At 71.2% G+C, this 23,680-nt stretch carries 17 protein-coding genes; 7 read left to right on the top strand and 10 right to left on the bottom strand.

Features of this window, described 5'->3' with window-relative positions:
• Nucleotides 1–2: 2 nt before the first annotated feature.
• On the top strand, nt 3–5,120 hold the full coding sequence (locus ABZ725_RS17150; protein WP_358803460.1) for a hypothetical protein: 5,118 nt from the start codon (nt 3–5) through the stop codon (nt 5,118–5,120).
• 51 nt (nt 5,121–5,171) lie between these two features.
• Here ABZ725_RS17150 and ABZ725_RS17145 read toward each other — a convergent pair whose 3' ends face one another.
• From ABZ725_RS17145 to ABZ725_RS17115, 7 genes are all read right to left on the bottom strand, one after another.
• Nucleotides 5,172–5,642, bottom strand: coding sequence for a DUF4396 domain-containing protein (locus tag ABZ725_RS17145; RefSeq protein WP_358803459.1), 471 nt, complete (start codon nt 5,640–5,642; stop codon nt 5,172–5,174).
• Nucleotides 5,643–5,739: 97 nt separating this feature from the next.
• On the bottom strand, nt 5,740–6,423 hold the full coding sequence (locus tag ABZ725_RS17140; RefSeq protein ID WP_358803458.1) for a DUF305 domain-containing protein: 684 nt from the start codon (nt 6,421–6,423) through the stop codon (nt 5,740–5,742).
• 72 nt (nt 6,424–6,495) lie between these two features.
• Nucleotides 6,496–6,909, bottom strand: a complete 414-nt coding sequence (locus ABZ725_RS17135; RefSeq protein WP_358803457.1) for a DUF6153 family protein — start codon at nt 6,907–6,909, stop codon at nt 6,496–6,498.
• Between the two features lie 91 nt (nt 6,910–7,000).
• A complete protein-coding gene (locus tag ABZ725_RS17130) occupies nt 7,001–7,696 on the bottom strand; it encodes a polysaccharide deacetylase family protein (protein ID WP_358803456.1) in 696 nt (231 codons plus the stop codon).
• Nucleotides 7,697–7,710: 14 nt separating this feature from the next.
• Nucleotides 7,711–8,520: a glycoside hydrolase family 11 protein gene (locus ABZ725_RS17125; RefSeq protein ID WP_358803455.1), complete on the bottom strand. Its 810-nt coding sequence runs from the start codon at nt 8,518–8,520 to the stop codon at nt 7,711–7,713.
• A 310-nt stretch (nt 8,521–8,830) separates the two neighbouring features.
• Nucleotides 8,831–11,230, bottom strand: a complete 2,400-nt coding sequence (locus ABZ725_RS17120) for an ABC transporter permease (protein ID WP_358803454.1) — start codon at nt 11,228–11,230, stop codon at nt 8,831–8,833.
• The gene (locus tag ABZ725_RS17115) at nt 11,227–11,937 is read right to left on the bottom strand and encodes an ABC transporter ATP-binding protein (protein ID WP_358803453.1); all 711 of its coding nucleotides are present in this window, start codon (nt 11,935–11,937) and stop codon (nt 11,227–11,229) included. Before ABZ725_RS17115 ends, ABZ725_RS17120 begins: the two co-directional genes overlap by 4 nt.
• A gap of 225 nt (nt 11,938–12,162) precedes the next feature.
• Here ABZ725_RS17115 and ABZ725_RS17110 point away from each other — a divergent pair, with 225 nt between their 5' ends.
• From ABZ725_RS17110 to ABZ725_RS17100, 3 genes are all read left to right on the top strand, one after another.
• Nucleotides 12,163–13,479 carry a histidine kinase gene (locus tag ABZ725_RS17110; RefSeq protein ID WP_358803452.1) on the top strand — a complete coding sequence of 439 codons (1,317 nt, stop codon included), beginning with the start codon at nt 12,163–12,165 and terminating at the stop codon, nt 13,477–13,479.
• The gene (locus ABZ725_RS17105) at nt 13,476–14,168 is read left to right on the top strand and encodes a response regulator transcription factor (RefSeq protein ID WP_358803451.1); all 693 of its coding nucleotides are present in this window, start codon (nt 13,476–13,478) and stop codon (nt 14,166–14,168) included. The genes ABZ725_RS17110 and ABZ725_RS17105 overlap by 4 nt, the downstream gene beginning before the upstream one ends.
• 156 nt (nt 14,169–14,324) lie before the next feature.
• Nucleotides 14,325–15,659, top strand: coding sequence for a ferredoxin reductase family protein (locus ABZ725_RS17100; protein WP_358803450.1), 1,335 nt, complete (start codon nt 14,325–14,327; stop codon nt 15,657–15,659).
• Nucleotides 15,660–15,791: 132 nt separating this feature from the next.
• Here the strand turns inward: ABZ725_RS17100 and ABZ725_RS17095 are convergent, their stop codons facing one another.
• Nucleotides 15,792–16,562, bottom strand: coding sequence for a DUF2637 domain-containing protein (locus ABZ725_RS17095; RefSeq protein ID WP_358803449.1), 771 nt, complete (start codon nt 16,560–16,562; stop codon nt 15,792–15,794).
• A gap of 730 nt (nt 16,563–17,292) precedes the next feature.
• Here ABZ725_RS17095 and ABZ725_RS17090 point away from each other — a divergent pair.
• Nucleotides 17,293–17,553 carry a hypothetical protein gene (locus ABZ725_RS17090; protein WP_358803448.1) on the top strand — a complete coding sequence of 87 codons (261 nt, stop codon included), beginning with the start codon at nt 17,293–17,295 and terminating at the stop codon, nt 17,551–17,553.
• Between the two features lie 118 nt (nt 17,554–17,671).
• The gene (locus tag ABZ725_RS17085) at nt 17,672–18,046 is read left to right on the top strand and encodes an amphi-Trp domain-containing protein (RefSeq protein ID WP_358803447.1); all 375 of its coding nucleotides are present in this window, start codon (nt 17,672–17,674) and stop codon (nt 18,044–18,046) included.
• A gap of 28 nt (nt 18,047–18,074) precedes the next feature.
• Here ABZ725_RS17085 and ABZ725_RS17080 read toward each other — a convergent pair whose 3' ends face one another.
• Nucleotides 18,075–19,385 (bottom strand): diacylglycerol kinase family protein, encoded by a 1,311-nt coding sequence (locus tag ABZ725_RS17080; protein ID WP_358803446.1) that lies wholly within the window; start codon nt 19,383–19,385, stop codon nt 18,075–18,077.
• A 412-nt stretch (nt 19,386–19,797) separates the two neighbouring features.
• Between ABZ725_RS17080 and ABZ725_RS17075 the strand changes: the two genes are divergently transcribed.
• Nucleotides 19,798–21,138, top strand: coding sequence for a hypothetical protein (locus ABZ725_RS17075; protein WP_358803445.1), 1,341 nt, complete (start codon nt 19,798–19,800; stop codon nt 21,136–21,138).
• 20 nt (nt 21,139–21,158) lie between these two features.
• On the opposite strand, the gene ABZ725_RS17070 is transcribed toward ABZ725_RS17075, so the two are convergent.
• On the bottom strand, nt 21,159–23,387 hold the full coding sequence (locus tag ABZ725_RS17070; protein WP_358803444.1) for an arylsulfatase: 2,229 nt from the start codon (nt 23,385–23,387) through the stop codon (nt 21,159–21,161).
• Between the last annotated feature and the right edge of the window lie 293 nt (nt 23,388–23,680).

Genomic DNA, 23,680 nt, shown 5'->3' with positions numbered 1-23,680 from the left:
GGATGACAGCAACGCCGTTCTCTCCAGCCGCCGCTGTCCCCGACACCGCGTTCGTGCGCGACCGGCTGGTCGGTCTGCTGCTGTTGCTGAACCAGGCGGCCGCGCGGGACCTGCCCGAGGAGGAACTCGCCGCCGCCGTGGCCGGGTCGGACCTCGCGGACGGCTGGCTCGGCGAGCTGCTCGCCGGGCCGGGCCGCGACGCCGTCCTGGCCGCCCTGCCCGAGTGGCTGACGGTGTCCGACACCGGCGGCCTCACGGCCCTGGTGGACGTCTGCTCCGGCGCGGGGACCGAGCCCACGGACTCCGCGGCGCATCTGCGGATGCGGCTGCTGCTGCCCATGCTCGGCGACGAAGTCCCGGACCAGCTCTCGGAGTTGTGGGCCGAGTGCCCCGTCGGCGCCGATCCGGCGGGGCGGGACGGCGGCCCGGCGCACGCGGCGGTGGTCGACACGGTTGGCGGGCGGGTCGCGATCACCCTGGCCGAGGCGTCGGCGTCGGTCGGCGGGCCCGGCTGGATCCGGCCCCTGGAGTGGGCCGGCCGGTATCTGATCGAGGCGCGGGAGGCCGTCGTCGCCCTGCTGACCCGGTTCGGCGCCGCCGAGGCCGGCGGCCGGCCGGCTCTCCCGGTCGCGGCCGGTTCCCCCTGGCCCGAGGACCCGGCCGTCGGACTCGGCTACGCCCTCGACATCCTCGCCGAGGTCGCCGGACTGCCCCGGCCGGACCTCCTCGCCGTCGGCGTCCGGGCGGACGGGCAGACCTTGGCGCCGATGACGGACGCCGACCTGACCGGACGCGTCGAGGCGTTTGCGCTGATCGGCGTCACCGAAGTCCTCGCCCCCACCGCGCAGGGCTGGGTCAAGGCGGGCCCCGGCGGCAGCCGCGAAGCGCTGCCCGGCGCACTCACCCTGGACGGCGCGGCCGCCGCGGTCTGGGGCGAGCTGTGGACCGAGTGGAAGCACGCCCGGCACCGCGAGGAACTGCTCCGCCTGGGCTGGGCGCCCCAGCCGCTGAAGCCCGCCCGGCCCGGCGACCCCGTGGCGAAACAGGTCGCCGGCCTCCGGGAGATCTTCCAGGGCAAGGACAAGGACAAGGAGAAGGAGAGCGAGAAAGAGGGCGGGGCAGGCGGCCGCAAGCAGACCGGGAGAGCCAGACGGGTGGCCGTCGTCGGCGGCACCGTGCGCAGCGGGAAGACCACGATCGCCGAGCACCTCGCCGACGATCTGCGCAGCCGCGGCTGGCAGGTGCAGGCGATCAGCTCCACGCGGGGTGAACTGCCCGACCGGGACCCGCTGATCGAGGCCGCCCACCGGGCGATCGACCTGATGGACCGCGACGAGGGCAAGCCCTGTCTGCTGATCCTGGACGGGCTGCTCCCCCTCCAGGGCGGCAACAACGCGGTGGACGCGCTGCTGCCGATGGTGTCGGAGGCCATCCGCGGCAGCGTCCTCGCGCTGCTGGAGTACGACGTCTCCGCGCACTTCGATTGGAGCACGGACGGCGTGGACGTCGCCCCGGCCGTCGTCGGCGGGCCGCACCTGGAGGACTTCGTCAGGGCCGTGGCCCTCGCGCGGCCGGGACAGCTCGACGTCGAGGTCGGGCTGGCGGAGGTCCGGCGCAGCGACGGCAGCCGGGACCTCGACCGCATCATCAGGGTCATGGGCGCCGACGGCGGCGAGGACCCCGTGCTCGCCTGCTTCGACGGTCTCGGACTCGCCCAGCAGGAGGCGGTGGCCGACCTGGCGGCGGCCTCGCTGATCCACTCGGGCATCCCTGAGAAAACCCTCGCCGACCTCGACGTCACCGGGGAAGAGCGCGCAGCCCTCGGCGTCGGGACCCTGGCGGGAGCGGGGGGAGACGGCCTGGCCAGGATTCCGTGTGTCGAGGACTGCACCCGGATCCTGCAACGCGTCCTGCAGATCCGGGAGGAGATCGAGGAGGGCGACGACCGCGACGAGCCCGACCGGGTGCCCGTCCCGGGCGAGCACCGGCTGCGCGCCGAGGTCGTCGAGCGGCTGCAGCCCCGGGTCGAGGAGCTGATGCGGCACGAGTCCCGGGTCGAGAAGCTGATGCGGCACGAGTCCCGCGAGGTCCTGACCTGGCTGCTCGGCGCCCGGCTCTACCACGCCCGGGTGGCCGCCGAGCTCCTCGACCGCACCCGCGGCGGCGCGTTCGCCGACTGGCTCGCCGGTGCGCCGGCCGCCGAACTGGCGCGCTGTCTCACCGCGCTCGGCTCCTCGCTGAGCGAGGAGATCGCCGGGGACGTCATCCTGGAGTTCACCAAGCGCCTGGAGGACGATCCGTCGCCCCTGCGGCTGAACGACCTGGTGACCGTGATCCGCGGCATCCGGCACGCCATGTCCACCGGCGCGCTCGCCCTGGACGGCGTCAGGACCTGGCTGCGGGCGCAGGTGAACGCCGTCCTGACGGCCGGGGAGGGCACCGCGCAGCAGCGGCTGCACCTGCTGGAGCGGATCGAGTGGTTCCAGAACGCCGACCTCGACGAGATCGCCGTCAAGCGGGTCGCGGAGGTCGTCACCGGTCTGGACCCCACCCGCCCCGCCGACTACTTCCTCGTGCTGCGCGCGCTGCGCCTGCAACGGCGGCTGTGGCGGCGGGTGGCGGAGGACGCCGCCCGCCACTACGAGGACACCCCCGGCTACCACCCCGTCGACCAGGAGGAGGGCCCGGAACTGCTGATCGACTACCGGCCCCGGGCGGAGGACGGCTTCGCCGTGGTCCTCGCCGGGATGATGCTGCGCCGCCACGTCGACCGGACCGACCAGACCCAGTGGGTCACGATGATCGACGAGTACCAGGACCTCCTCCAGCCCGCCCTGGACAACAGCAGCCCCCGGGACGTCATCACCGCGCTGCACGAACTGCGGCGGACCTCCGGCATGCACCGCAACGAGATCTTCAAGAAGGCCGTCAACACCCACCGCGACGGGGGCCGTTACCTGGGCGCGCTGCGCGCGCTCCTGCGGCGCGCCACCCCGATGGAGACCGTGGAGTTCCTGCGGGTCGTGCAGGGCCTGCACGCCTGGTGCGCCTGTCTGCTGCTGGCGGCCCCGACCCCGGGCCTGGTGTGGACCGAGGACAACGACCCCGACCACGAGCTCGCCGAACGCCTGGCCGAGGCGACGAAGGGCGACCCGAAGGCGGCGGGCATGCTGCTGTCGGTGACGCACGCGGTGGAGAACCCCTACCACCAGAGCGGCGAGAGCTTCGCCCAGCGCTTCGGCAACGCGCTCGGCGAGACCACCGTCGCGGACTGGCTGACCAAGGACCCTCGACCGTCCGTGAAGTACTACCTGGTCAAAGGGTTGTGGGAGGCGCAGGTCGGATACCGGGAGCGGTGTCTCGGCCTGATGGTCGACATCGTCGCGCAGTCGCTCGCCACCTCACGGCGGGCCTGGGGTCCCCGGCTCGCCCTGTGGATCGGCGCGGACCCGGAGTTCGGCCCGGGCTTCCTGGCGGACCTGCGGGAGCGGGTCGGCATCGACGATCTGCTGGTCGGCATGAGCGTGTGGTCGCCGCCGGACGCGCAGGCCGAGTTCCACCGGCTGGCCCGCGCCCTCTACCCGAACGCCGCGCACCGGTACGCCCAGACCTTCGACGTCGGCGAACTGGCCCACCGGCTGGCCAACGCCTCGTCCATCGCCGTCGCCGAGACCTGCCGCGAGGTCGCCCGCACGATGCGGCACGGCAAGCGGGACGAGAACGGGGTCTCCGGGGCGGGCCTGCTGCAGAAGACCGGCAAGATCATCGGGCGGCGGGACGTGTGGACGGACCGGCTCGACACCGTCCGCACGGGCGAGGAGTTCACCCAGTTCCTGAGCATCCTCAGCGAGATCGACCGGGGGTTCGTACGCCGTCTCCTCGGCGAGTACGGCGAGCGCACGATGCTCACCGCCGTCCACGCGACGGAGGAACTGCGGCTGGTGTGGAAGACCCGCTCCGCCATGTACCAGAACCCGCTCGCGGCCACCGGCATGCTCTCGAAGCTGGAGCAGGTCGCCGAGCTCGGCCGGGCCGTCTACACGGGGCTCTCGGACGACACCCACCTGATGAAGATCTTCACCGACGAGCTGCAGTTGCTGCAGAACCCGACCGAGCAGTACACCGCCGCCCTGCACCTCAGCCGGATCGGGATCGGACCCACCCACCACCGCAACGCGGAGTGGATGCAGATGACGTACGAGCTGAAGCAGAGAATCGTCTCCACGGTCTCCAGCCCGCGCGCCATCCGGGACATCCTGCGCACCATGGCGCTCTGGGAACGCCGTTGGGCGATCGAACTCGTCCCGAAGATAGACCTCGCCAAGCCCGCGCGCCGGCTGCGGCTGGGCCTGATCGCCGACCTGGAGCCGACCATCGGCCTCGCCGCCATGCTGACCAGCCTCGACGACCGGGACAGGGCGTCGCGCACGCTGGAGATGCTGGAGGAGGTCGGCTGGGAGCGGGTGGTCGATCATGTGGACCTGCCGTCCGCGGTGCTGCTGCTCCGGCTGGTGGGCCAACTGCAGCCGCACCACGGGGGTGCGGTCGCCGCGGCCCTCAACGCCCGGATCGTCACGCTGCTGGCCCGCGCCATCGTCCTCGACGACCGGGCGATGTGGCGCGAGGTGGGCCATGCCTGCCAGGCCCTCGATGCGGCCGGCCGGCCGGTGCGGGGCGTCGGCGATCTGCCGGCCCGCGAACCCCTCGTCGCCGACTCCCCGGCCGTCGCCCGCGCCCTGCACTGGTTCCCGCCGACGCCCTGGCGCGCCCGCTTCCAGAACGTGGCCGTGGACCGCCTGGTCTCGCACCCGCCGCGCTCCTCCGCCGGCGACCTGACCCTCGCCCTCGCGGGCGCCACCGCCGCCGGCCGCCTCGCCGACCTGCTCTCCGGCCTGGACGGCCTCGGGCCCCTCGCCGCCGCGGGCACCAGGGACCTCGCCGACCTGACCGAGTTCGCCGCCGGCCACCCCGACCTCGCCGCCGCCCTGCGCCCGTACCAGGCCGTCTTCGAAGCCCACCTCCAGTCCGCGACGTCCGTGGGGTCCCTGGACGCCCGCCGCCTCCGCCGCAGCATCACGATGCTCGCGGCGGGCCCGTCGACGTTCAACGACGCGGGCTGACGGGCCGGTCGAAAGCTGGTGCGCTGCGGGCCGGGGATGTGACCCAGGCTCTCAGTGGTGGGCGTGGGCGACGGCGTGGCCCTTGCCGCGGCCGATCATCCACTTGTTGACGGGCGTGGTGATCAGGAAGGCGACCACGAAGCCGCCCAGGAGGGCCGACCAGAACAGACCGTCCGCCAACTCGGCCTCCATCGCGCCCGGGACGAGGGCGATGATCGAGTTGTCGACCAGTTCCATCACGGCGATCGAGACGGTGTCGGCGGCCAGCGCCACCTTGACCGCGGCCCTGAGGTCCAGTCCGGCCCGGCGCACCGCGAACAGGGTGAAGGAGTAGCCGAACAGGAACGCGAGCGCGATCGCGACGACCATGGTCGGCACATTGCCCCAGCCGAGGGCGGTGCCGATGACCATCCCGAGGATCTCGCCGATGGCACACCCGGCCAGGCAGTGCAGTGTCGCCTTCACGGCCATGGCCCACGAGGCGCCGGCTCGCTGATGCTCTTGGTGATGGGCGTTGTCCATGAGTTCTGTATACCCCTAGGGGGTATACAGGGCAAGTGCCGGAGCGGACATGGAGTGCCCCGGGCGGGCGGCTGCCTGGCCGCCCGCCCGGGAGAGGTCAGCTCGTGCTGCTCTTGCCGCTCTTGCCGCTCTTGCCGAGAAGCTTGTTCATCTCGGCGATCTCGGCGGTCTGTGCGGTGACGATGTCGTCGGCCATGGAGGTGGCGGGACCGTACTCGCCCTTGTCCTTCTCGACCTCGGCCATGTCCACGGCGCCCTCGTGGTGCTCGACCATCATGGTCAGGAACATGGAGTCGAAGTCCGCGCCGGACGCCTTCTCCAACTCGGCCATGTCCGAGCCGTCCATCATGCCGGGCATCCCATGCGAGCCGGACGAGCCCGAGTGGTCCATGCCGGGCATCGACCCGGCCGTGCTGTCGGACGTCGTCGGGACGTCCTCGCCCCACGACGTCAGCCAGCCGCTCATGGTCTTGATCTCCGGGTCCTGCGCCTTCTCGACGCGCGAGGCGAGGTCCTCGACCTCGGCCGACGAGGCCCGGCCGGCGGCGAGCTTCGCCATCTCCAGGGCCTGCCGGTGGTGCGGGATCATGCCCTGCGCGAAGGACACGTCCTGCTCGTTGTGCCCGCCGGCGGCCGTGCTGCTGCTTCCGCTGCTGTTGCCGCTTCCGCTGCTGCTGTCGCTGCCGCCGTCGTCGTTGCCGCAGGCGGCGAGGGTGAACGCGGCGGTGACGGCCACGGTCGCGAGAACGGCGCGACGGGTCAGGGTACGGGTTTTGCGCATGCTGAAACTCCTGCTGTGCTCTGAGCGTTCTGCGAAGAGAGATCCGGACGTGGACGCGGTGACGCGTGGTGTCTAGATCCGCAGGAGTTGGAGTTCCGCCAGGGAGGGCGGCGCGCGTGCGCAGTCCGGGGCCTCGGCGCCGTACGAGCGGGCGGCGTCGGCGCGCACGGGTACGGCGACCGGGTCGGGCACGAGGGCGGGCAGGGCGGGAGCGCCGCTCACCGCGGCCGCCACACAGGTCGGATCGGCGTGCTGGAGGTGGCCGCCTCCGCAGTGCCCGCCCTCTCCGGCGCAGTCGTCGGAGGCGCTGACCGAGACGGCCCCCATGTGCTGCGCCGACGGCGACTGCGACCCGGCATGCTCGTGCACGGCGCCGACGGGAGACAGTGCGTGCATGGCCAACAGCCCGGCCAGCACCCCGAGCACGAGCAGCACCCGCCACCGCCGCACGGGCGTCGACGCGAGGTGCTGCTCGAAGGCCTTCATCGGGCCCATCGTAGGCGGCGCCGGAAGCCGAAGGGCGACACTCGCGCATCACGGGTCACACGTCACACGTCAGACGCCCTGTCACAGACGGTCATCCGCTGCCGGGCGCCACCGCGCGGCCGGTCTGCGCGGAGATCATCCCGGCGCACAGGCCGCGGGCGGCGAGTCCCTGCGCGATCCGGGGGATCGCGGCGAGCGTGTTCGCCGACCAGTCGTGCATGAGGATGATCTGCCCGCCGGTGAGCCGTCCGGCGGCCTGGACGATGGCGTCGGCGCCGGCGCCGTTCCAGTCCTGCGAGTCGACGTCCCAGATGATCTGGGTGAGCCCGTACTTGGCGGCGACCGTCTTGACCGTCGGGTTGGTCTCGCCGTACGGCGGCCGGAACAGTCTCGGAGTGCCGCCGCCCGCGCTCGCGACGGCCTGCTGGGTCCGGTAGATCTCGGAGTCGATCGCCGCCTGGCTCAGCTGGGTCAGATGCGGGTGGGTGTAGCTGTGGTTGCCGACCCACATACCGGCGCTGACCTGCGCCCGCACCTGGGACGGGTTGGCGGCGGCGTACTGGCCCTGGTTGAACATCGTGGCCCGCAGCCCGTTGCGGGTGAGCGCGCCGAGCAGGGCCGCGGTGTTGGCGGACGGGCCGTCGTCGAAGGTCAGCCCGACGTATCCCGTGCAGACGGCGGCCGGTACGGGCACGGCGGCCTGCACAGGCGTGGAGCCGAGGTTGAGGGTGGCGGCCACGCTCATGGCGGCGACCGCCGGTTGCGCGAGTGAGCGACGGATTCTCATGGGGTCCTCTCCCCTCAGGACGCTGTGCAGGAGACGGTCGGGCAGGTCCAGTTGCCGTTGGGCTGAACGGTGACGCCCCAGCCCCAGCCCCAGCTGCTGCTGCCGCTGCCGCTGCCGCTGCCGCTGCCCGAACCGGCGGCGCCCACCGTGATGTTGGAGTTGCCGCTGCTCCGGTAGCCCTCGGTCGCCATGATCATGTAGTAGCGGAAGCTGCCGAGCGGCATGCCGGCGCGGGCCCAGGCGTCGAAGTGGTTGCCGGTGGTGATGGTGCCGCCGGTCCGCTTCGACCGGCGGACGCTCCAGTACTGGTCGAAGGTCTTGGTGCCCTCCACGGACGGGGCGTTGTACCGCGTCGTCCGGTAGATGTCGTACGTGCCGCCGTCGCTGGTCACCGCGCCCATGTACGTTCCCGTGGGCCGGTAGGTGCCCCAGTTGTCGACGATGTAGTACTCGACGAGCGGGTTCGACGTCCATCCGTAGAGGGCCAGGTAGGCGTTGCCGGACGGGTTGAAGGAGCCCGAGTAACTCACGCTCCTGCGGCCGCCGTTGGCCCAGCCCTTCCCGGCGACGAAGTTCCCGGTGTTGCTCCAGGAGGTGCTGTAGTTGCCGCCGGCGGCCAGGTTCATCGAGACCGTGCCCGGGGCGTCGGTCCAGAACGAGTAGTAGTAGCCGTTGTTCGTGCCGGTCTGGTTCGTGGTGACGACCGTGTCGGCGTGTGCGGTGCCCGGCAGGGTCAGCGCGGCCACGGCGACCAGCACGGTCGTGCAGACGCCGCTGATGAACAGCCTCAAGCGGCCGGGACTGCGTGCGGGTGCGTCGTTCATGGGGGTGCTTCCTCCTCATCGTCGTGAGGTCGATGAGGAGGAGTTTTGGTATGCCCCTGCCAACTGTCAACAGTTTCGGCAATGATCCCGAAACATTCGTCTCATTCGCGAGTTGCTGGATGGTACGTCTGGGCTGGTCAATGGAGTGATACTGCGGACCGTGGCGAGCCGGCGGGGAGGTGATCGCCACCTCGAGATCGGTACGCAACTTTCGATGTATCGAATGTTTCGAAGAATTTCCGAGCAGTCGGCCGGCTCGTGGCAGTCGGCCGGCTCGTGGCAGTCGGCCGGCTCGTGCGAGAGCCGGGGCTCACTCCGTGCGCAGCGCCGTGGCCGTGCCGGTCCGCGCCGCCCAACCCGCCGGGAGGACCGCGCCCGCCACCGCGATGACCAGCCCGCCCAGGGCGAGCAGGGCAGACAGGGGCGGGTCGTAGACGGCGATCATCGACGTGGGCAGGTTCATGCCGACGGCCTCGCCCATGAACGGCGTGACATACCGGTGCAGGGCGACCCCGGCCGGGACCGCCGCCACGCCGGCGAGCAGGCCGATTCCGGCGACCGAGGTGACGACCATGGCCACGGTCTGGCGGGGAGCCATGCCCAGCGCCTTGAGGACGCCGAGGTCGTGGACGCGGTCGCGCGTGTCGAGGACGACCGTGTTGAGCACGCCCAGCCCCGCGACCACGACGAGCATCAGCGTGAGCATCCCGATCAGCGCGTCCATGGCCGCGATCACACTGGACTCGTCGCCGGAATCGGCCATGGCGACGGCGTCGAGCGGGTCCAGCGCGCGGTTGAGCGCGGCCAGGTAGCCGGTCAGGTCCGTGCCGGGTTTCGTCTGCACGTCGTAGCGGCCCGGAACAGCGTCGAGTCCCAGCGCGGTGAGCGTCGAGGCTCCGGTCAGGAGCTCCATGCCCTCGCCCTCCGTGAAGAACGCCTCGCCGACGATCCGTACCGAGGCCTGCCGTCCCTGCTCCGTCAGGGTCACCGTGTCCCCGACCCGGATTCCGGCCGCCTTCAGGAACCGGGCGGTGACCACGGCCTGGCCCGGCGTGCCGTCGAGCCACTTGCCCGAGACCATCGGGGGACCGGCCCACGAGGCGTCGCCCTGGTACGCCACCACGGTGGTGGCGCCGGTGATCCCGGACGCGCTCACCTCCGCCTGGGCCGTGCCGTAGAAGCGGCTCGTCCCCGGCTGCGCGCGGAGTGCGGCGGCGACCGCGGCCGGGTCGGCCTTCTTCGCCCCGGGCCCGCTGTCCGCGCGGACCGCCTGGGCGCCCGGCGGCGCCTGCCCGCCGCCGGTGCCCACCGCGACCGACCCGGCCGAGTTGAGCATGCGGCCCGACTGGACGGCCCCGAGCGTGAGCGCGAGCCCGACCCCGAAGGTGACGGCGGCGGCGCCGAAGACGACCGCGGCGGCCGTCGTCGCCGAACGCGCCGGACGGGCGAAGGGGTTGGCCAGCCCGAGACTCACCGCGCGCGGCAACGGCAGCCGTCCCGTCAGCCGCCGCACCAGCCGCCCCCGACCCGCGCCGGGTGTACGCCCGACGGTGATCGCCGCCACCGTGCGCAGCCGCCCGGCGCGCAGCGCGGGTGCCAGCGCGGCGACGGCGACCAGGGCGAGGGCGGCGGCGGGCACGGCCACGTCGAGCCACACGGGAATCGACGCCGCCGGCCCCTCGAAGGCCTCGCCCACCTCACTGAGCACGGGAACGGCCAGCAGATTGCCCAGCCCCACCCCCAGGACGCAGCCCACCGACGCCGGGATCAGCGCCTGTCCGACGTAGGCCCGCACGACCTGCGCCGGCGTGAAGCCGAGGGCCTTGAGAATGCCGATGCGCCGGGTCGCGGCGCCCACCGCCCCGCTGACGACGATGCCGATGACCAGCACCGACAGCAGCAGTCCGAGGAGCCCGAACGCGGCCAGGAACGGCACGAACGCCATCGAGTTGGCCGTCGCCTCCTGCTTGACGCTCAGATAGGACTGCGATCCGGTCAGCGCGCCCTTCGGCACGCTCGCGGCGATCGCGGCGCGACCGGCGGCCACCTGGGCGTCCGTGCCTGCCTGCCGGAAGCGGTAGAGCATCTCGTACGTGGGCGCGGAGCCCGCCGGGGCCAGCGCCTCGGCCTGCGCGGGAGTCACCCAGGCGTCCGCGGTGCCGGTCACCGACCGGGCGACGCCGACCACGGTCAGCGTGTCGCCGCCCGGCGCGCCGGGGATCGTCAGCCGCACGCCCAGCGGCGCGGGCAACGCGCCATGGGCGACGACGATCTGCCCGGGGCCGGTCGCCCACTCGCCCTCGACGAGGTCGACGTCGTCGACGCCGTCGGTCGGGTCGGCCCGGCCGACGACGGTCATCGGCGGCAGATCGACACCGGCCGGAACGACATCCGAGCCGGAGGCCGTGCGAGGGCGCACGGAAACCGTCCGGAAGGGTCCGGCCGCCGCGCTCACGCCCGACGCCCGGCCGGTCGCCGTCGTCGTCGCCGCGAGCTGCGCGGCCGTGACCTTCGTCCCGTCGAAGTGCGCGGTCAGGTGGGCGCCGTGCTGCTTGGCGAAGGCATGGTCGAAGGGCGCCTGGGACGCGAGGAGAAGCCCGGCGGCGAGGACCGACGCGGTGACGGCCACCAGCGTGGTGAGGATCATGACCGTGGTCTGCACACGCCGCCGCCCGACCCCGGCGCGCACCACCCGCCCCAGGGCGCTCATCGGGTCACCGCCGTGACATGCCTGCTGTCCCGGACGATCCGGCCGTCGACCAGCTCGACGGTCCGGGTCGCGCAGGACTCGGCCAGCCCGAGATCGTGGGTGACCAGGACGATCGTCTGCCCTTCGGCGTTGAGCTCGGTCAGCAGTTCCCGGACGTCCTCGCCGGAGGCGGAGTCCAGCGCTCCGGTCGGCTCGTCGGCCAGCAGCAGGGCCGGACGGTTCATCAGGGCCCGGGCGACCGCGACCCGCTGACGCTCCCCGCCGGACAGCCGGCCGGGGTAGGCGCCGGCGTGCCGGTCGATGCCGAGGCGCTCCAGCAGACCGGCGGCCCGACCGCGGGCCTCGGCCCGGGGCATTCCGGCCAACTGGGCGGGCAGCAGCACGTTGTCGGTGACGGTCAGGTCGTCCAGCAGATGGAAGAACTGGAAGACCATGCCGACCTTCGACCGCCGGTACTGCGCCGACCCGGCCTCGCTCAGCCCGTCCACCCGCAGCCCGTCGACGGTGACGCTGCCCGCGCTCGGCCGGTCGAGTCCGGCGACCAGGTTGAGCAGCGTCGACTTGCCGCTGCCGGACGGCCCGAGCACGGCGACCGCCTCTCCGGCCTGCACGCTCAGCGTCACGTCGGCGAGAGCGGGCGGCCCTTCCCCGTACGTCCGGGTCACCTCGCGGATGTCGATGACGGGCGGGGTCGCGGTCGCGGCCACGGTGCCTCCAGGAGCGGGTGGTGGGGTGGACGGTTTCGTTCGCCCCGAAGCTAGGGGCGCGGCCGTGCCGGGGGCGTCGCCCGTGACGGCGAGAGCGGCTACCGTCCCGGGATGACCGGCCGAGCGCGTCATCCCTGCGATGTACGCGGGCGATGTAGACGCCCCGTCGGGCCCGTCCGCACGAGGTCGGATGTGACGGGGTGAGGGAGTTGCGAGACTGAGCCCATGGGCGGAACTTTCGGAGCGGAGCTCGTCGAGCGATGGCGGAAGGCCGTCGCATCGCTGCGGCAGCGGAGCCCGCTGCCGCGTCCGTCGCGCTGGATGTGGACGGCCGACGTGATCGTCGCCGTCGTCCTGGCCGCCTGCACGGTGGCCGCGGCCCACAGCCGCAGCCGCGACGTCCCGCTGCCGCCGATGGTGGTACCGATACCGCCGGAGGTGCCGGCGCCGGGCGCCGGGGCGTCCGCCCCCTTCGTCCGGGTGGAGACGGTGCAGCACCTCGCGGCGGTCCAGCCCTGGCAGTTGGCGCTGGCGGCCCTCACCGCGTTGCCCCTGACGGTCCGCAGAAGGTATCCGCTGTCGGCGTTCTGGGCGGTGATCTGCGCGAGCCTGCTGTTCAACCAGCGCCTGGGCGGCGGCGACGCGACCGCGTACACGTTCCTGTCGTGCGTGGTCGCCGCCTACAGCGCGGCGGTGTACAGCCCCTACCGAGCGAGAGCGCTGGTCAGCCTGCCGGCGGGAGCGTCCGTCCTGGCCCTGCTCCACGACGAGAACTTCCCGTCCGTCACCCCCGGCCTCTGGCCGTTCCTCGCCCTGCTCGGGGTGGGGCTGGCGGCCAACGCCGTCCACACGTGGAAGCAGCGCGTACGGGTGCTCCAGGAGGAGCACGAGGCCGCCACCCGGCTGGCGGTCCACCGCGAACGCTCGCGGATCGCCCGTGAGTTGCACGACGTCGTCACCCACAATGTGAGCGTGATGGTGATCCAGGCGGGGGCGGCCCGCAAGGTGATGGACGCGGCACCCGACCGGGCCCGCGACGCCCTGCTGGCCGTCGAGGCCGGCGGACGCACCGCGATGGCCGAACTGCGCCATGCGATGGGCCTGTTGACCATGACGCCCGAGGAAGAGCCGGCCCTGGCTCCGCAACCGGGCCTGGGCCAGCTGACGGCCCTCGCCGACCGCGTACGCGAGACCGGCGTCCCCGTCGAACTGACCGTCACCGGCACCCCGGCGCCGCTGTCCGCCGGCGCCGACCTGGCGGCCTACCGCGTGGTGCAGGAGGCCCTGACCAACACGGTCAGACACGCGGTCGGCGCGAAGGTCCGGATCGCCGTCGACCACCTCCCCGACGCCGTGCACATCGAGGTGTCCGACACCGGCGGCACCCCCGCGGCACGGGTCGCCCCCGGCGGCGGCCGCGGCCTGACCGGCCTGCGCGAACGGCTGGCCGTCTACGGAGGCACCCTCCAGACAGCGGCACGAGTCACCGGCGGCTTCCAGGTCACAGCCGTCATACCGGTCGGCGTCGAGGAGCCGGCGTGACCGACCGGCCGCGCGTGGTGATCGCCGACGACCAGGCACTGGTCCGCACCGGTTTCGCCATGATCCTGGCGGCGGACGGAATCGAGGTGGTCGCCGAGGCCCGAGACGGCGAAGAGGCGATCGAAGCGGTCGCCCGCACCGTTCCCGACCTGGTCCTCATGGACATCCGCATGCCCGGGACCGACGGCCTGGAAGCGACGAGACGCATCCTCTCCGCCGCCGTGCCGCCCACCCCACCCAGAGTGATCATGCTGACCACCTTCGACCTGGACCGCTACGTCTACGCCGCGCTCACCGCGGGCGCGAGCGGCTTCCTCCTCAAGGACGTGACCCCGGAACACCTCGTGGCCGCCGTCCGCACAGCCCGCACGGGCGACGCACTGCTGGCCCCGACCATCACCCGCCGCCTGATAGAACGCTTCGTCTCCCACGAGGCGGCGACCCCCACGGCACTGCACCGCGATCTGACGGTCCTCACCCCCCGCGAACTGGAAGTCCTCCGCTCCCTGGCCACCGGCCTGAGCAACGCCGAACTGGCGACCCGCTTCACCCTGAGCGAGGCCACGGTGAAAACCCACGTAGCCAGAATCCTCGCCAAACTCCGCCTACGAGACCGAGCCCAAGCAGTGGTCGTCGCCTACGAGACAGGCCTGATCACCCCGGGCCCGAGCCCCCGGCCGACGGACTGACGGCCGAGGCGGTCCCTGGCGTGAACGGGTCGGGCACACGGTCCGTATGCATATCCGATCGGGCATATCCGGAAGAATTACTCGATCTTCATGAGGTCAGTGCACACGGGCCGCGAGTGCAGCGAGCGGCCACGGGGGATGTGAGGAAGCATGGCGATGGCGAGTGACACGGTGCGCAGAGGCACCGTGCTTCCGGTGGACGCGGCGCGTTGGGCGATGTGGACTTTTGTCATCGTCAACGCGGTGATCGTCGAGGCGCTGTTCCTCGGCGCCGGTTCGGGCAAGAACGGGGTGCTGACGGTCGCCAAGTTCTTCGGACTGCACGCGGCCCTGCTGATGCTGTTCCAACTGCTGCTGGTGGCCCGGCTGCCCTGGCTGGACCGCCGCATCGGGATGGACCGGCTCACGGTGTGGCACCGCTGGGTCGGCTTCCTGCTGCTGTGGACCGTCCTCACCCACGCCACGCTGGTGGTGCTCGGCTATGCGAACCTCGACGACGCGTCCATGGGGAAGACGTTCGTCGCCCTGAGCGGGGTGCCGGCCTCCCTGCTGGGCATGCTCGCCGCGGCCGTCATCGTCGTGATCGGCGTGATCTCCACCCGGCCCCTGCGGCGGCGACTGCCGTACGAGGTCTGGCACGGTCTGCACCTGCTGCTCTACGTGGCCCTGGGCCTGTCGTTCGTCCACCAGTTGGAGGAGACCACGACGTTCACGTCCTCCGCGTTCGCCACGGCCTACTGGTGGATTCTCTGGCTGTTCGCCTTCGGCGCCCTGCTGACCGGGCGGGTCGCCCTGCCGCTGTGGCGCAACGCCTACCACCGGTTCCGCGTCACGGCCGTGGTACCGGAGTCGGACAACGTGGTCTCCGTGTACGTCACCGGCCGGCACCTCGACAAACTCCCGGCCCGCGCGGGCCAGTTCTGCATCTGGCGGTTCCCCGGGCACAACCACTGGTGGCTGGCCAACCCCTTCTCCCTGTCGGCGGCGCCGGGCGGACAAGGGCTGCGTCTCACCGCGAAGGCGGCGGGCAGCGCCAGTGCCGGCCTGCGGAACATCCCGGTCGGCAGCCGCGCCGTCGTCGAGGGCCCGTACGGGGCGTTCACCTCGCTGCACCGGACCCGGCCCGGCGCCCTGCTGATCGCCGGGGGCGTGGGGATCACGCCCGTGCGGGCCATGCTGGAAGAGGAGGCGACCGGCGACGTCGTCGTGCTGTACCGGGTGCGCAGCGAGGCCGACGCCGTGCTGCTGAACGAGGTGCGCCGGCTGGTCGCGCTACGGGGCGGACGGCTGCACCTGCTCACCGGCAGAACCGACGAGGGCGGCACCCCGCCGTTCAGTCCGGGCAACCTGCGCCAGCTGGTCCCCGACCTCACCGAACGCGATGTGTACGTCTGTGGCCCGCCCGCCATGACCAGGACCGTGCTCGCCGGCCTACGAGACCTGAAGGTCCCCGCCCGGCAGGTCCACGCCGAGAAGTTCGGCCTGGCCTGAACCGAAGGGGTGCCGGGAGTTCGATCCGAGCCCGCTACGGCTGCTGTCGTCTGCTGTCGTCGACCGGTGCGGCGGCCGGACGGAGGCGTTGGTGCATGCCTTCGTCCGGCACGGCCCCGCCGGAGTCGGCCGCTACTGGCGGTGCCGGCGCGCGGCCTGTCGCGGTGGCAGGGTCAGTGTGATCTGCCGGACGAGTTGCTGGAAGCACGCGAGGGACGCGATGGCGGGCAGGGAAGCCCCGGCGATACCGGTGAAGGTTTTGTCTGCCTGCGCCACGCACAGCATTATCGCGACGGTGGAGAAGAACAGAACGATGAACCATGAGTGCACAGCTCGGCGCTGATGCAGGGCGGTTCGGAGGATGGAGAGCGAGGCCACCATCCAGGGGCCGTACACGAGCAAGGGCCAGGACGGGACCGTTTCGCTTCCGGTTCCGGACGTGATGTCCTGCAGCGGCCTGTAGGCCACCATCCCGCCGAAGACGCTGACCATCGCCACGATGACGGCAACGAGTGCGACGATGACGAAGCTGCCGGTCTGCAACCACTTGAGTCGGACTTTCCGGACTCGCATCTTCCGATGCCCGACAGAAAAGCCTCGAGTGGGCGGCAGTTGAGCGGTGACCTGCGCCAGGCCCTCCATCGGGTCGGTGAAGTCGACGCCGGCCGAGGGCTCGCCGCGAGGTGGCGGCACCCTCGCCGTCTGCTCCGTCGGAACAGCCTCCTGCATGAGGTAGGCAAGTTCCTCGACCGGGTCCCAGCCCGCGTCGGGTGGGGTCAGGGGAACCCCTGCGTGCACGCTGTCGACAGGTTCACCGTTCCAGCCGGTGTCCGACCCATAGGAGTAGGCGTCGGAATACCATGTACGCCGCTCAAAGGAAGGATCTGCATATTCATGATTCATAGGAAGGAGCCCGTCGGGCGCGGTCCAGGTGACGGCCCGAGTGCTCCTGGCCGTTCCACCGCGAATTGAGTTCCTCCTGGATTGCCTCCAGTAGCGCGAGGAACTCGCGAAGCAGCGGCTCGGCAACCTGGCGTTCGGCCCACGCGCCGTCCCCGATCGCAGTGCCCTGTACCGCAAGCGCCGGGTATGCCGCAGCAGACGGGAAAGTGTATTTCCCCACTGTCAGATCACGGGCCGCAGGCAGATTATCCGTCCTCACGTTGCGTTGAGGCAGGCCCTGGGGCCTTTCTTTCGTCATATCCCGCTAACGCTGCCCTCCTCCTCCAGATGCGCGGCAAATGAGTGACCCTGCCGTAGGAGAAATACTGGGGAGAGCGTTTCGTAATTAATGTAATTCGCGCCTCACTCTGCACGTTATGGGCCGAGCGAATTTTCTTCTCAAATCCCCTGAGTAGAAATATGATTCGCCTGCGCGTGGGTGCTGAGCATGTCGCGCGCCATGGTGATCATCTGGTCGGCCGTGTGTCTGAGCAGCTGAAATGAGACAGCAAGCCCATCGAGCAGGCGTGGCTGCGCCCTCGGCCAGGTCTTGATCTCGGTCGAGGCTTCCGCAGGAAGGCCCGCGCGGGCGGCACGACTGCTGTGGTGATCAGAGGAGACGCCGACGGCTCGCTGAGGGTGACCCAGTCCCGCACTGAAAGGGGCAGGGGTCGGGGCCCGCGCCGCTGGAGTGCGCAAAGGTCACGTCGGATCCAGCGCGCAGCAAGCCCACAGGATCCTCGCGGAAGTCGGCCCCGATGCCGCCGTCACGCTGATTCGCTGCAAGGACACGGACACACGGCAGATGGTCGACGCAGCAGCGGCCGAACGTGCGAAAGAGAGCTGGGACGGCCCGCTCGCAGAGTTTCTCGCCACCCTCGACCCCGGCAGCGCTCACGATTGGGTGCGCACCGCTGTCGGCGAGCCCTCCGCCACACGCCGCGACCAGTGACTGACGGCGCCGGCCCCGGGACGGCCACCAGCGACCCTGCCGGCTGTGAGGATGTCCGATCCCGTACATGACGTCAGAATGGGTGTTATCCACTCTTTCTGTCGGATCGGAGACACCTATGAAGGACCTCAAGTTCGAGCAGAAGCGCGCGCTGTCACGACTTGAGGCGGCTGACCAGCTCACGGCACTCGCAGCCGCGCTGAGGGAGGGTGGAGAGGCCGAACTGGAACTCGGCCCCGGAACGCTGAGCCTGCGGATCCCCGACGACCTTCGCAGCGAGATAGAGGTCGAGATCGGCAATGGGGAGATCGAGTTGGAGATCGAGTTCAAGTGGCCGACCGCACCGGCCAGGACAGCGTCATCGCGGACGGTCGCAGGCACCAAGAAGGCCACGGGGCGGAAGAACGTGCCCGCCAAGCCCGGTCGGAGCAGCACGGGCGCCGGCAGGAGCAAAGGCGCGAAGCGGTCCGCTGCCAAGACCAAGACGCCCTGAATCATGCGGGGGAAGGACGGCAGGCTCCTCAGCTCAGCGCCAGCTTGCGCAGTCGCCGCCAGTCCATGGGGGCCATCGTCCGGGGCACGCCAGGGCGGTGACGTGGTACGCGTACGCGCAGGGCCTGGGGATGGATCGTGCATCGTACGGGCGTCGGCAGGGTCAGTGCCTCACCGTCGACCCCGGCTTCGATCTCGGGCTCGTCCGCGTCGATGACGACCTCCTGGGCGGTCAGGCTGGTGAGGCCGGGCGCGTGCTTCTCCGTGAGCAACTCGGCTGCCTGCGCGGCGTTGTCGACGTTGACGCCCAGGACGCCGAGGGTGCCTGAATCCAGTACCTCGCGGCGTCCGAGGCCGACGAGGTCGCCCATCCCGTAGGGGTTGTTGCTGACGAGCACGGCCTGGGGTCCGTCGATGGCCGTGTTCGCGACGCGGACGGCCAGACGGGGACCGCGTCGGTGGGTCAGCAGGTCGGGAAGCATCTGCAGAATGGTGCGGACCTTGTCGTCGCGGTAGGCGGGACTTTGCACCACGGCTGCGTAGGCGCCGAAGGACGCGTTGTTGACGAAGGCCCGCTCACCGATGAAGCCGAGGTCGACGCGGAGTTCGACGCCGTCGGTGAGCGCGTCCAGGCAGGTCGACGGGTCTTCCCGGTCCAGGCCGAGGTCGAGGGCGAAGTGGTTGCGGGTTCCGGCCGAGATCACCATGAAGGGAATGCCGCGCCTGGCGGCGACCCCGGCGACCAGGGCCTGTGTGCCGTCACCGCCCGCGACTCCGAGCAGGTCGGCGCCGTCTTCGACTGCCTTGTCGGCGAGCGCGACCACGTCCTGGTGATGTGCTGTGTCCAGCAGGAGGACGTCGGCGTCGAGCGCCTCGGCCTTTTCCCTGAGGTGGAAATTCCCCACCTTTCCCCCGCCTGATCGTGGATTCATGATGAGGAAGGGGCGCTCGGGAGGAGCAGTCCGCAACTCCGGGGGCCCGGCCCGCTCGATGTCGCTGCTGAGTGCCGCTCTGCCGACGGAGACCCCGAGGGCCCACAGGGCGAGGAAAACGAGCACGACCCACAGCAGCTCCGCCCACGCGTAGAGCGCCAGCACGGCAAGCGGGGCGACGGCGGCCAGGGTGAAGGCGAGCAGCCTGCGGATTCCACGCCGGGTCAGTGCCCACCACAGGCTCGCTCCCGATACGGCCAGCCCGGCCAGCCCGGCACCCAGGAGCGCGATGCTCTTGAATCCGGCGAACACGAGCAGGATCACTACGGCAGCGATCCCGGCCACGAGGGCAAGCCGTGCGGACCAACGCTGTACGGGGCGACCGCGCGCCCCGGAGTCCCTGTGCATGGAGCCTCCTGCCCGGTCGGGGGGCACGGCCGACGCGACTCTGCGTGACATCGCGTCCAGTGGCGCTCTCCGGCCCCCGGTCTCCCGGTCCGCCCTCGCCGATCGGGTCGCTGACGACCGCGAGCCGTGCACGCAAGGGCACTCCCGCCACCATGCCCATTGCACCACCCGGCGGTGTGCGCCGCCTGTTCACCGCCGCCGCCGGCGGTGACCCCCGCCCCCGCCCGAATCGATCGACACGCCGACACGGCGGGGATTCCGTCGCCGCCGAGCCTTCATGGCGTCTGCGGCCGGCGCCACCGCTCCGGACGGTTGACCGCGTCTCGCCCGTACGGCCCACCTGGGCGGGCCGTCTCGCCGCAAAGCGGCGGAAATGGAGGCAGGTCAATTCCCCAGGAGCCCTGGAGCACCCATGACCAGCCCGCAGGAGCCGTCCGAGCCCGCTGCCGCCCCGGAGGGGAAGGCGGGTGATGCGGCGGGGAGTGGGCCCAAGCAGGGCTCGGCGGCCACGCGCATCACGCGGAACACCGCCTCGGCGGTGCTCATCGTCCTCACCTGCATCCTGGTGCCGGTCGCACTGCTCACCGTGTGGGTGCACGACATCGTGCTGGACACCGACCGGTATGTGGAAACGGTCTCGCCGCTGGCCTCGGACCCGGCGATCGAGGACGCGGCGGTCAAGCGCATCACCCATGCCGCCGACGTACGGGTGAACGGCAGCCAGGCCGCCGCGGACATCGCCACCTGGCTGCAGTCGCAGGGGCTGCCGCCGCGCGCCGCGCAGGCCGTGAAAGGGCTGGGGCCGCAGCTCGACGCCGCGGTCAACGACACGGTCGAGAAGGTGGCCACCCGCTTCGTGCAGAGCGACCGCTTCGAGCGGATCTGGACGAACGCCAACCGGAGAGCCCACGCAGCGGTCGTGCACGCGCTCACCGGCGAGGGCCGTGGCGCCGTGGGCGTGGAAGGCGGGACGGTCACCCTCGATGTCGGCGAAGCCGTCGACCAGGTGAAACAGGCGCTCGTGGATGCCGGGGTGTCCCCGGCGTCCAAGATCCCCGACGTCGACAAGCAGATGGTGCTCTTCCAGTCCGACCAACTGGAGAAGATCCGCAAGGGAGCCCATCTGCTGGACGTGATCGGGAACTGGCTTCCCGTGATCGTCGTGGTGATCGGCGCGTGCGGAGTACTGCTGGCTCACCGGCGCCGCCGTGCGCTGGCCCGTACGGCTCTCGGCGCGGCCTTCGCCTGCCTGGTCGTGGCCATCGTCCTGGTCGTCGCCCGCCGCTACTACCTGGACCACCTCCCGCCCCAGGTCCAGTCGGAGGCCGCCGCCGCAGCCGTCTTCGACACCCTGGTGCACTTCCTGAGGGTCAGCCTGCGTACGGCGATCGTGCTCGGTCTGGTCATCGCGCTGGGCGCCTACCTGATCGGCCCCGGACGACTGCCGCGCGCCGTCCGTGGCACATCCGAGCGCGCCGCGGACTCCACGGCACAGTGGGCGTACGGCCACCAGGTCCGCACCGGCCGGGTGGGCACCTGGACCCAGGCCCACCGCCGGTGGATCGCCCTGGCCGCCCTGCTGATCGTGGCCCTGGTCTTCGCGCTCTGGAACCACCCGACGGCCCTGACCATCCTGTTGCTGGTCATCGTCCTGCTGGCGGTGCTCGCACTGCTCGCGCTCCTCGCCGCCTCCGGCCGTGCCACCCTCGATGCCGAGCGGGTGACGCCCCCACGCCCGGAAGGCGGCGAGTGACGTTCTGCCACGCGAGAGAACTACTGGCGGGCCATGTGCATGCGCATCTCGCTCGGGGCGTCGACGATCAGGTCGCCGGACAGGTCGACGGTGACGGTGTGCAGGGTGCCGGTGAACCGGAACGGTGCCCGGTAGGCGGGGGTGACGGCCGATCCCGGGTTGGCGCCGCAGGCCATACCGCCCGGGTTGAAGGCGATCGGGGTGGTGACGGGCATGTCGGTCTCGCCGACCAGGCGGCCGTCGATGTACAGCTGGGCCCGGCCCGGCGCACCCTTGCCGTGGGCGATGTCCGGCGCGCCGGTGGGCTCGAACTCGAAGCGCAGCGTGTGCCGTCCCTCGGGCACGGTTTCGCTCGAACCCACGTGGTACAGCGATCGCTGGACGTAGTTGTGGGCGTAGTGGAGGCGGCCGTCCTCGACATAGAGCGACCAGCCACCGGCGTTGGTGCCCTGGCAGAGCAGGACGCCCTCCGCTCCGCCGGGCGGGATCTCGACGTCGGCGGTGACGCTGTGCGGGCGGTTGAGGACCCGGGGGGCCACCGCGGCCGGCAGGACCTGGGTGCCGGGGCGCAGGGTGTAGCTGGTCCGGTCCTCGGTGATCTGCGGGCGCTCGATCATCACGCGCTCGAACGCGCTGCCGTCGATCGGCAGCACGTTGTACTTGCCGGCCTCCACATACCACAGGGCGATCATCTCGATCAGTTTGCTGCGGTGCTCTTCGGCCAGGTTCCTGGTCTCGGCGACGTCCTCGTCGACGTGGTACAGCTCCCAGTGGTGGGCGTCGAGGTCGTCCAGGTCCGCCATGGTGATCGGCGCGCCGAACGGCCGCTCGGCCTCGGCGAAGGAGGGGCCGGGCCAGGGGCAGACCGCCCGCCATCCGCTGTGGTCGATCGCCCGGTGGCCGAACATCTCGTAGTACTGGGTGCGGTGGCGACTCGCCACGGAGGCATCGTCGAAGGTGTGGGCGAAGCCGACCCCGTGCAGGGGCGACTGGGTCACGCCCCGGATGGTCGCGGGCGGTTCGACACCGAGCACCTCGAGGACGGTGGGCACCATGTCGATGACGTGCGCGAACTGGTCGCGGACCTCACCGCGGGCCCGGATACCGTCGGGCCAGTGGACGAGGAAGGGGTCGCTGACGCCGCCGCGGTAGGTCTCCCGCTTCCAGCGCCGGAAGGGGGTGTTGCCCGCCCAAGTCCAGCCCCAGGGATAGTGGTTGAACGTCTTCGGGCCGCCCAGTTCGTCGATCCTGGCCAGGCTCTCCTCCAGCGACTCGGGCGCGTTGTTGAAGAACTGCAGCTCGTTGGTGGTACCGGTCACTCCGCCCTCGGCGCTCGCCCCGTTGTCGGAGACCACCATGATCAGCGTGTTGTCGAACTCGCCGGTCTCCTTCAGGAAGTCCAGCAGCCGCCCGATGTGGTGATCCGTGTGGCTGAGGAACCCGGCGTAGACCTCCATCATCCGCGCGGCCAGCCGCCGCGCGTCGGGGGACAGCGACTCCCACGCGGGCACGTCCGGATCGTGCGGGGACAACTGCGCGTCCGCCGGCACCACGCCGAGTTCCTTCTGCCGGTCGAAGGTGTGCTCGCGGTAGGCGTCCCAACCGTCGTTGAACCGCCCCCGGTAACGGTCCGCCCACTCCTTCGGCACATGGTGCGGGGCATGGGCCGCACCGGTACAGAAGTGCAGGTAGAACGGTTTGTCCGGGGCGACCTGCTTGGCGTCGGCGATGAACGACATCGCCCGCTCGGCCAGGTCCTCCGTCAGGTGGTAGCCCTCCTCCGGCGTCGCCGGCGGCTCGACCTGGTGGTTGTCGTACACCAGGTCCGGATACCACTGGCTGGAATCCCCGCCGAGGAACCCGTAGAACCGCTCGAAGCCCCGCCCCAGCGGCCACCGGTCGTAGGGCCCCGCGGCCGACTCCTGTTCCGAGGGCATCAGGTGCCACTTGCCGACCATGTACGTGTTGTAGCCGTGCTGCAGCAGCATCTCCGACAGGAACCCGTTCTCCGGCGGGATCTGCCCGTTGTAGCCCGGATAGCCGGTGGCCAGCTCCGTGATCGCCGCCATCCCGTTCGCATGATGGTTGCGGCCCGTCACGATGCACGAACGCGACGGCGAGCACAGCGCGGTGGTGTGCATGTTGCTGTACAGCAGCCCGCCCGCGGCCAGCGCATCCAGATTCGGCGTCTCGATCGGGCTTCCGTAACAGCCGAACTGCCCGTACCCGACGTCGTCCAACACGATCATCAGCACGTTCGGTGCACCCGGCACGGCCCGCAACGGCTGCGGCCACGCCGGGGCCGACTCATCCGTGGTCCGCCCGACCACCCCCGGGAACCGTTGGCCCGGCCTGTACTCACTCCACGACGTCTGCGACATTCCGGCCTCCGTTCCACCAGCCGGCGCGAGAACCGGTGATGTGGATGCGGTGTGCATGCGGCTGCCACAACAGAGCCCTCTGGCCGACAAGGGATCGGATCCAAATCGCATCCCCATCGGATCCCCATCGGATGGCCGGGCCAAAAGGCCCTGTCGGCGGC

Origin of the sequence: Streptomyces sp. NPDC006872 (genome assembly GCF_040635845.1) — a bacterium.
Classification (GTDB): Bacteria; Actinomycetota; Actinomycetes; order Streptomycetales; family Streptomycetaceae; genus Streptomyces.
This window is presented reverse-complemented; position numbering and strand designations above follow the sequence as displayed.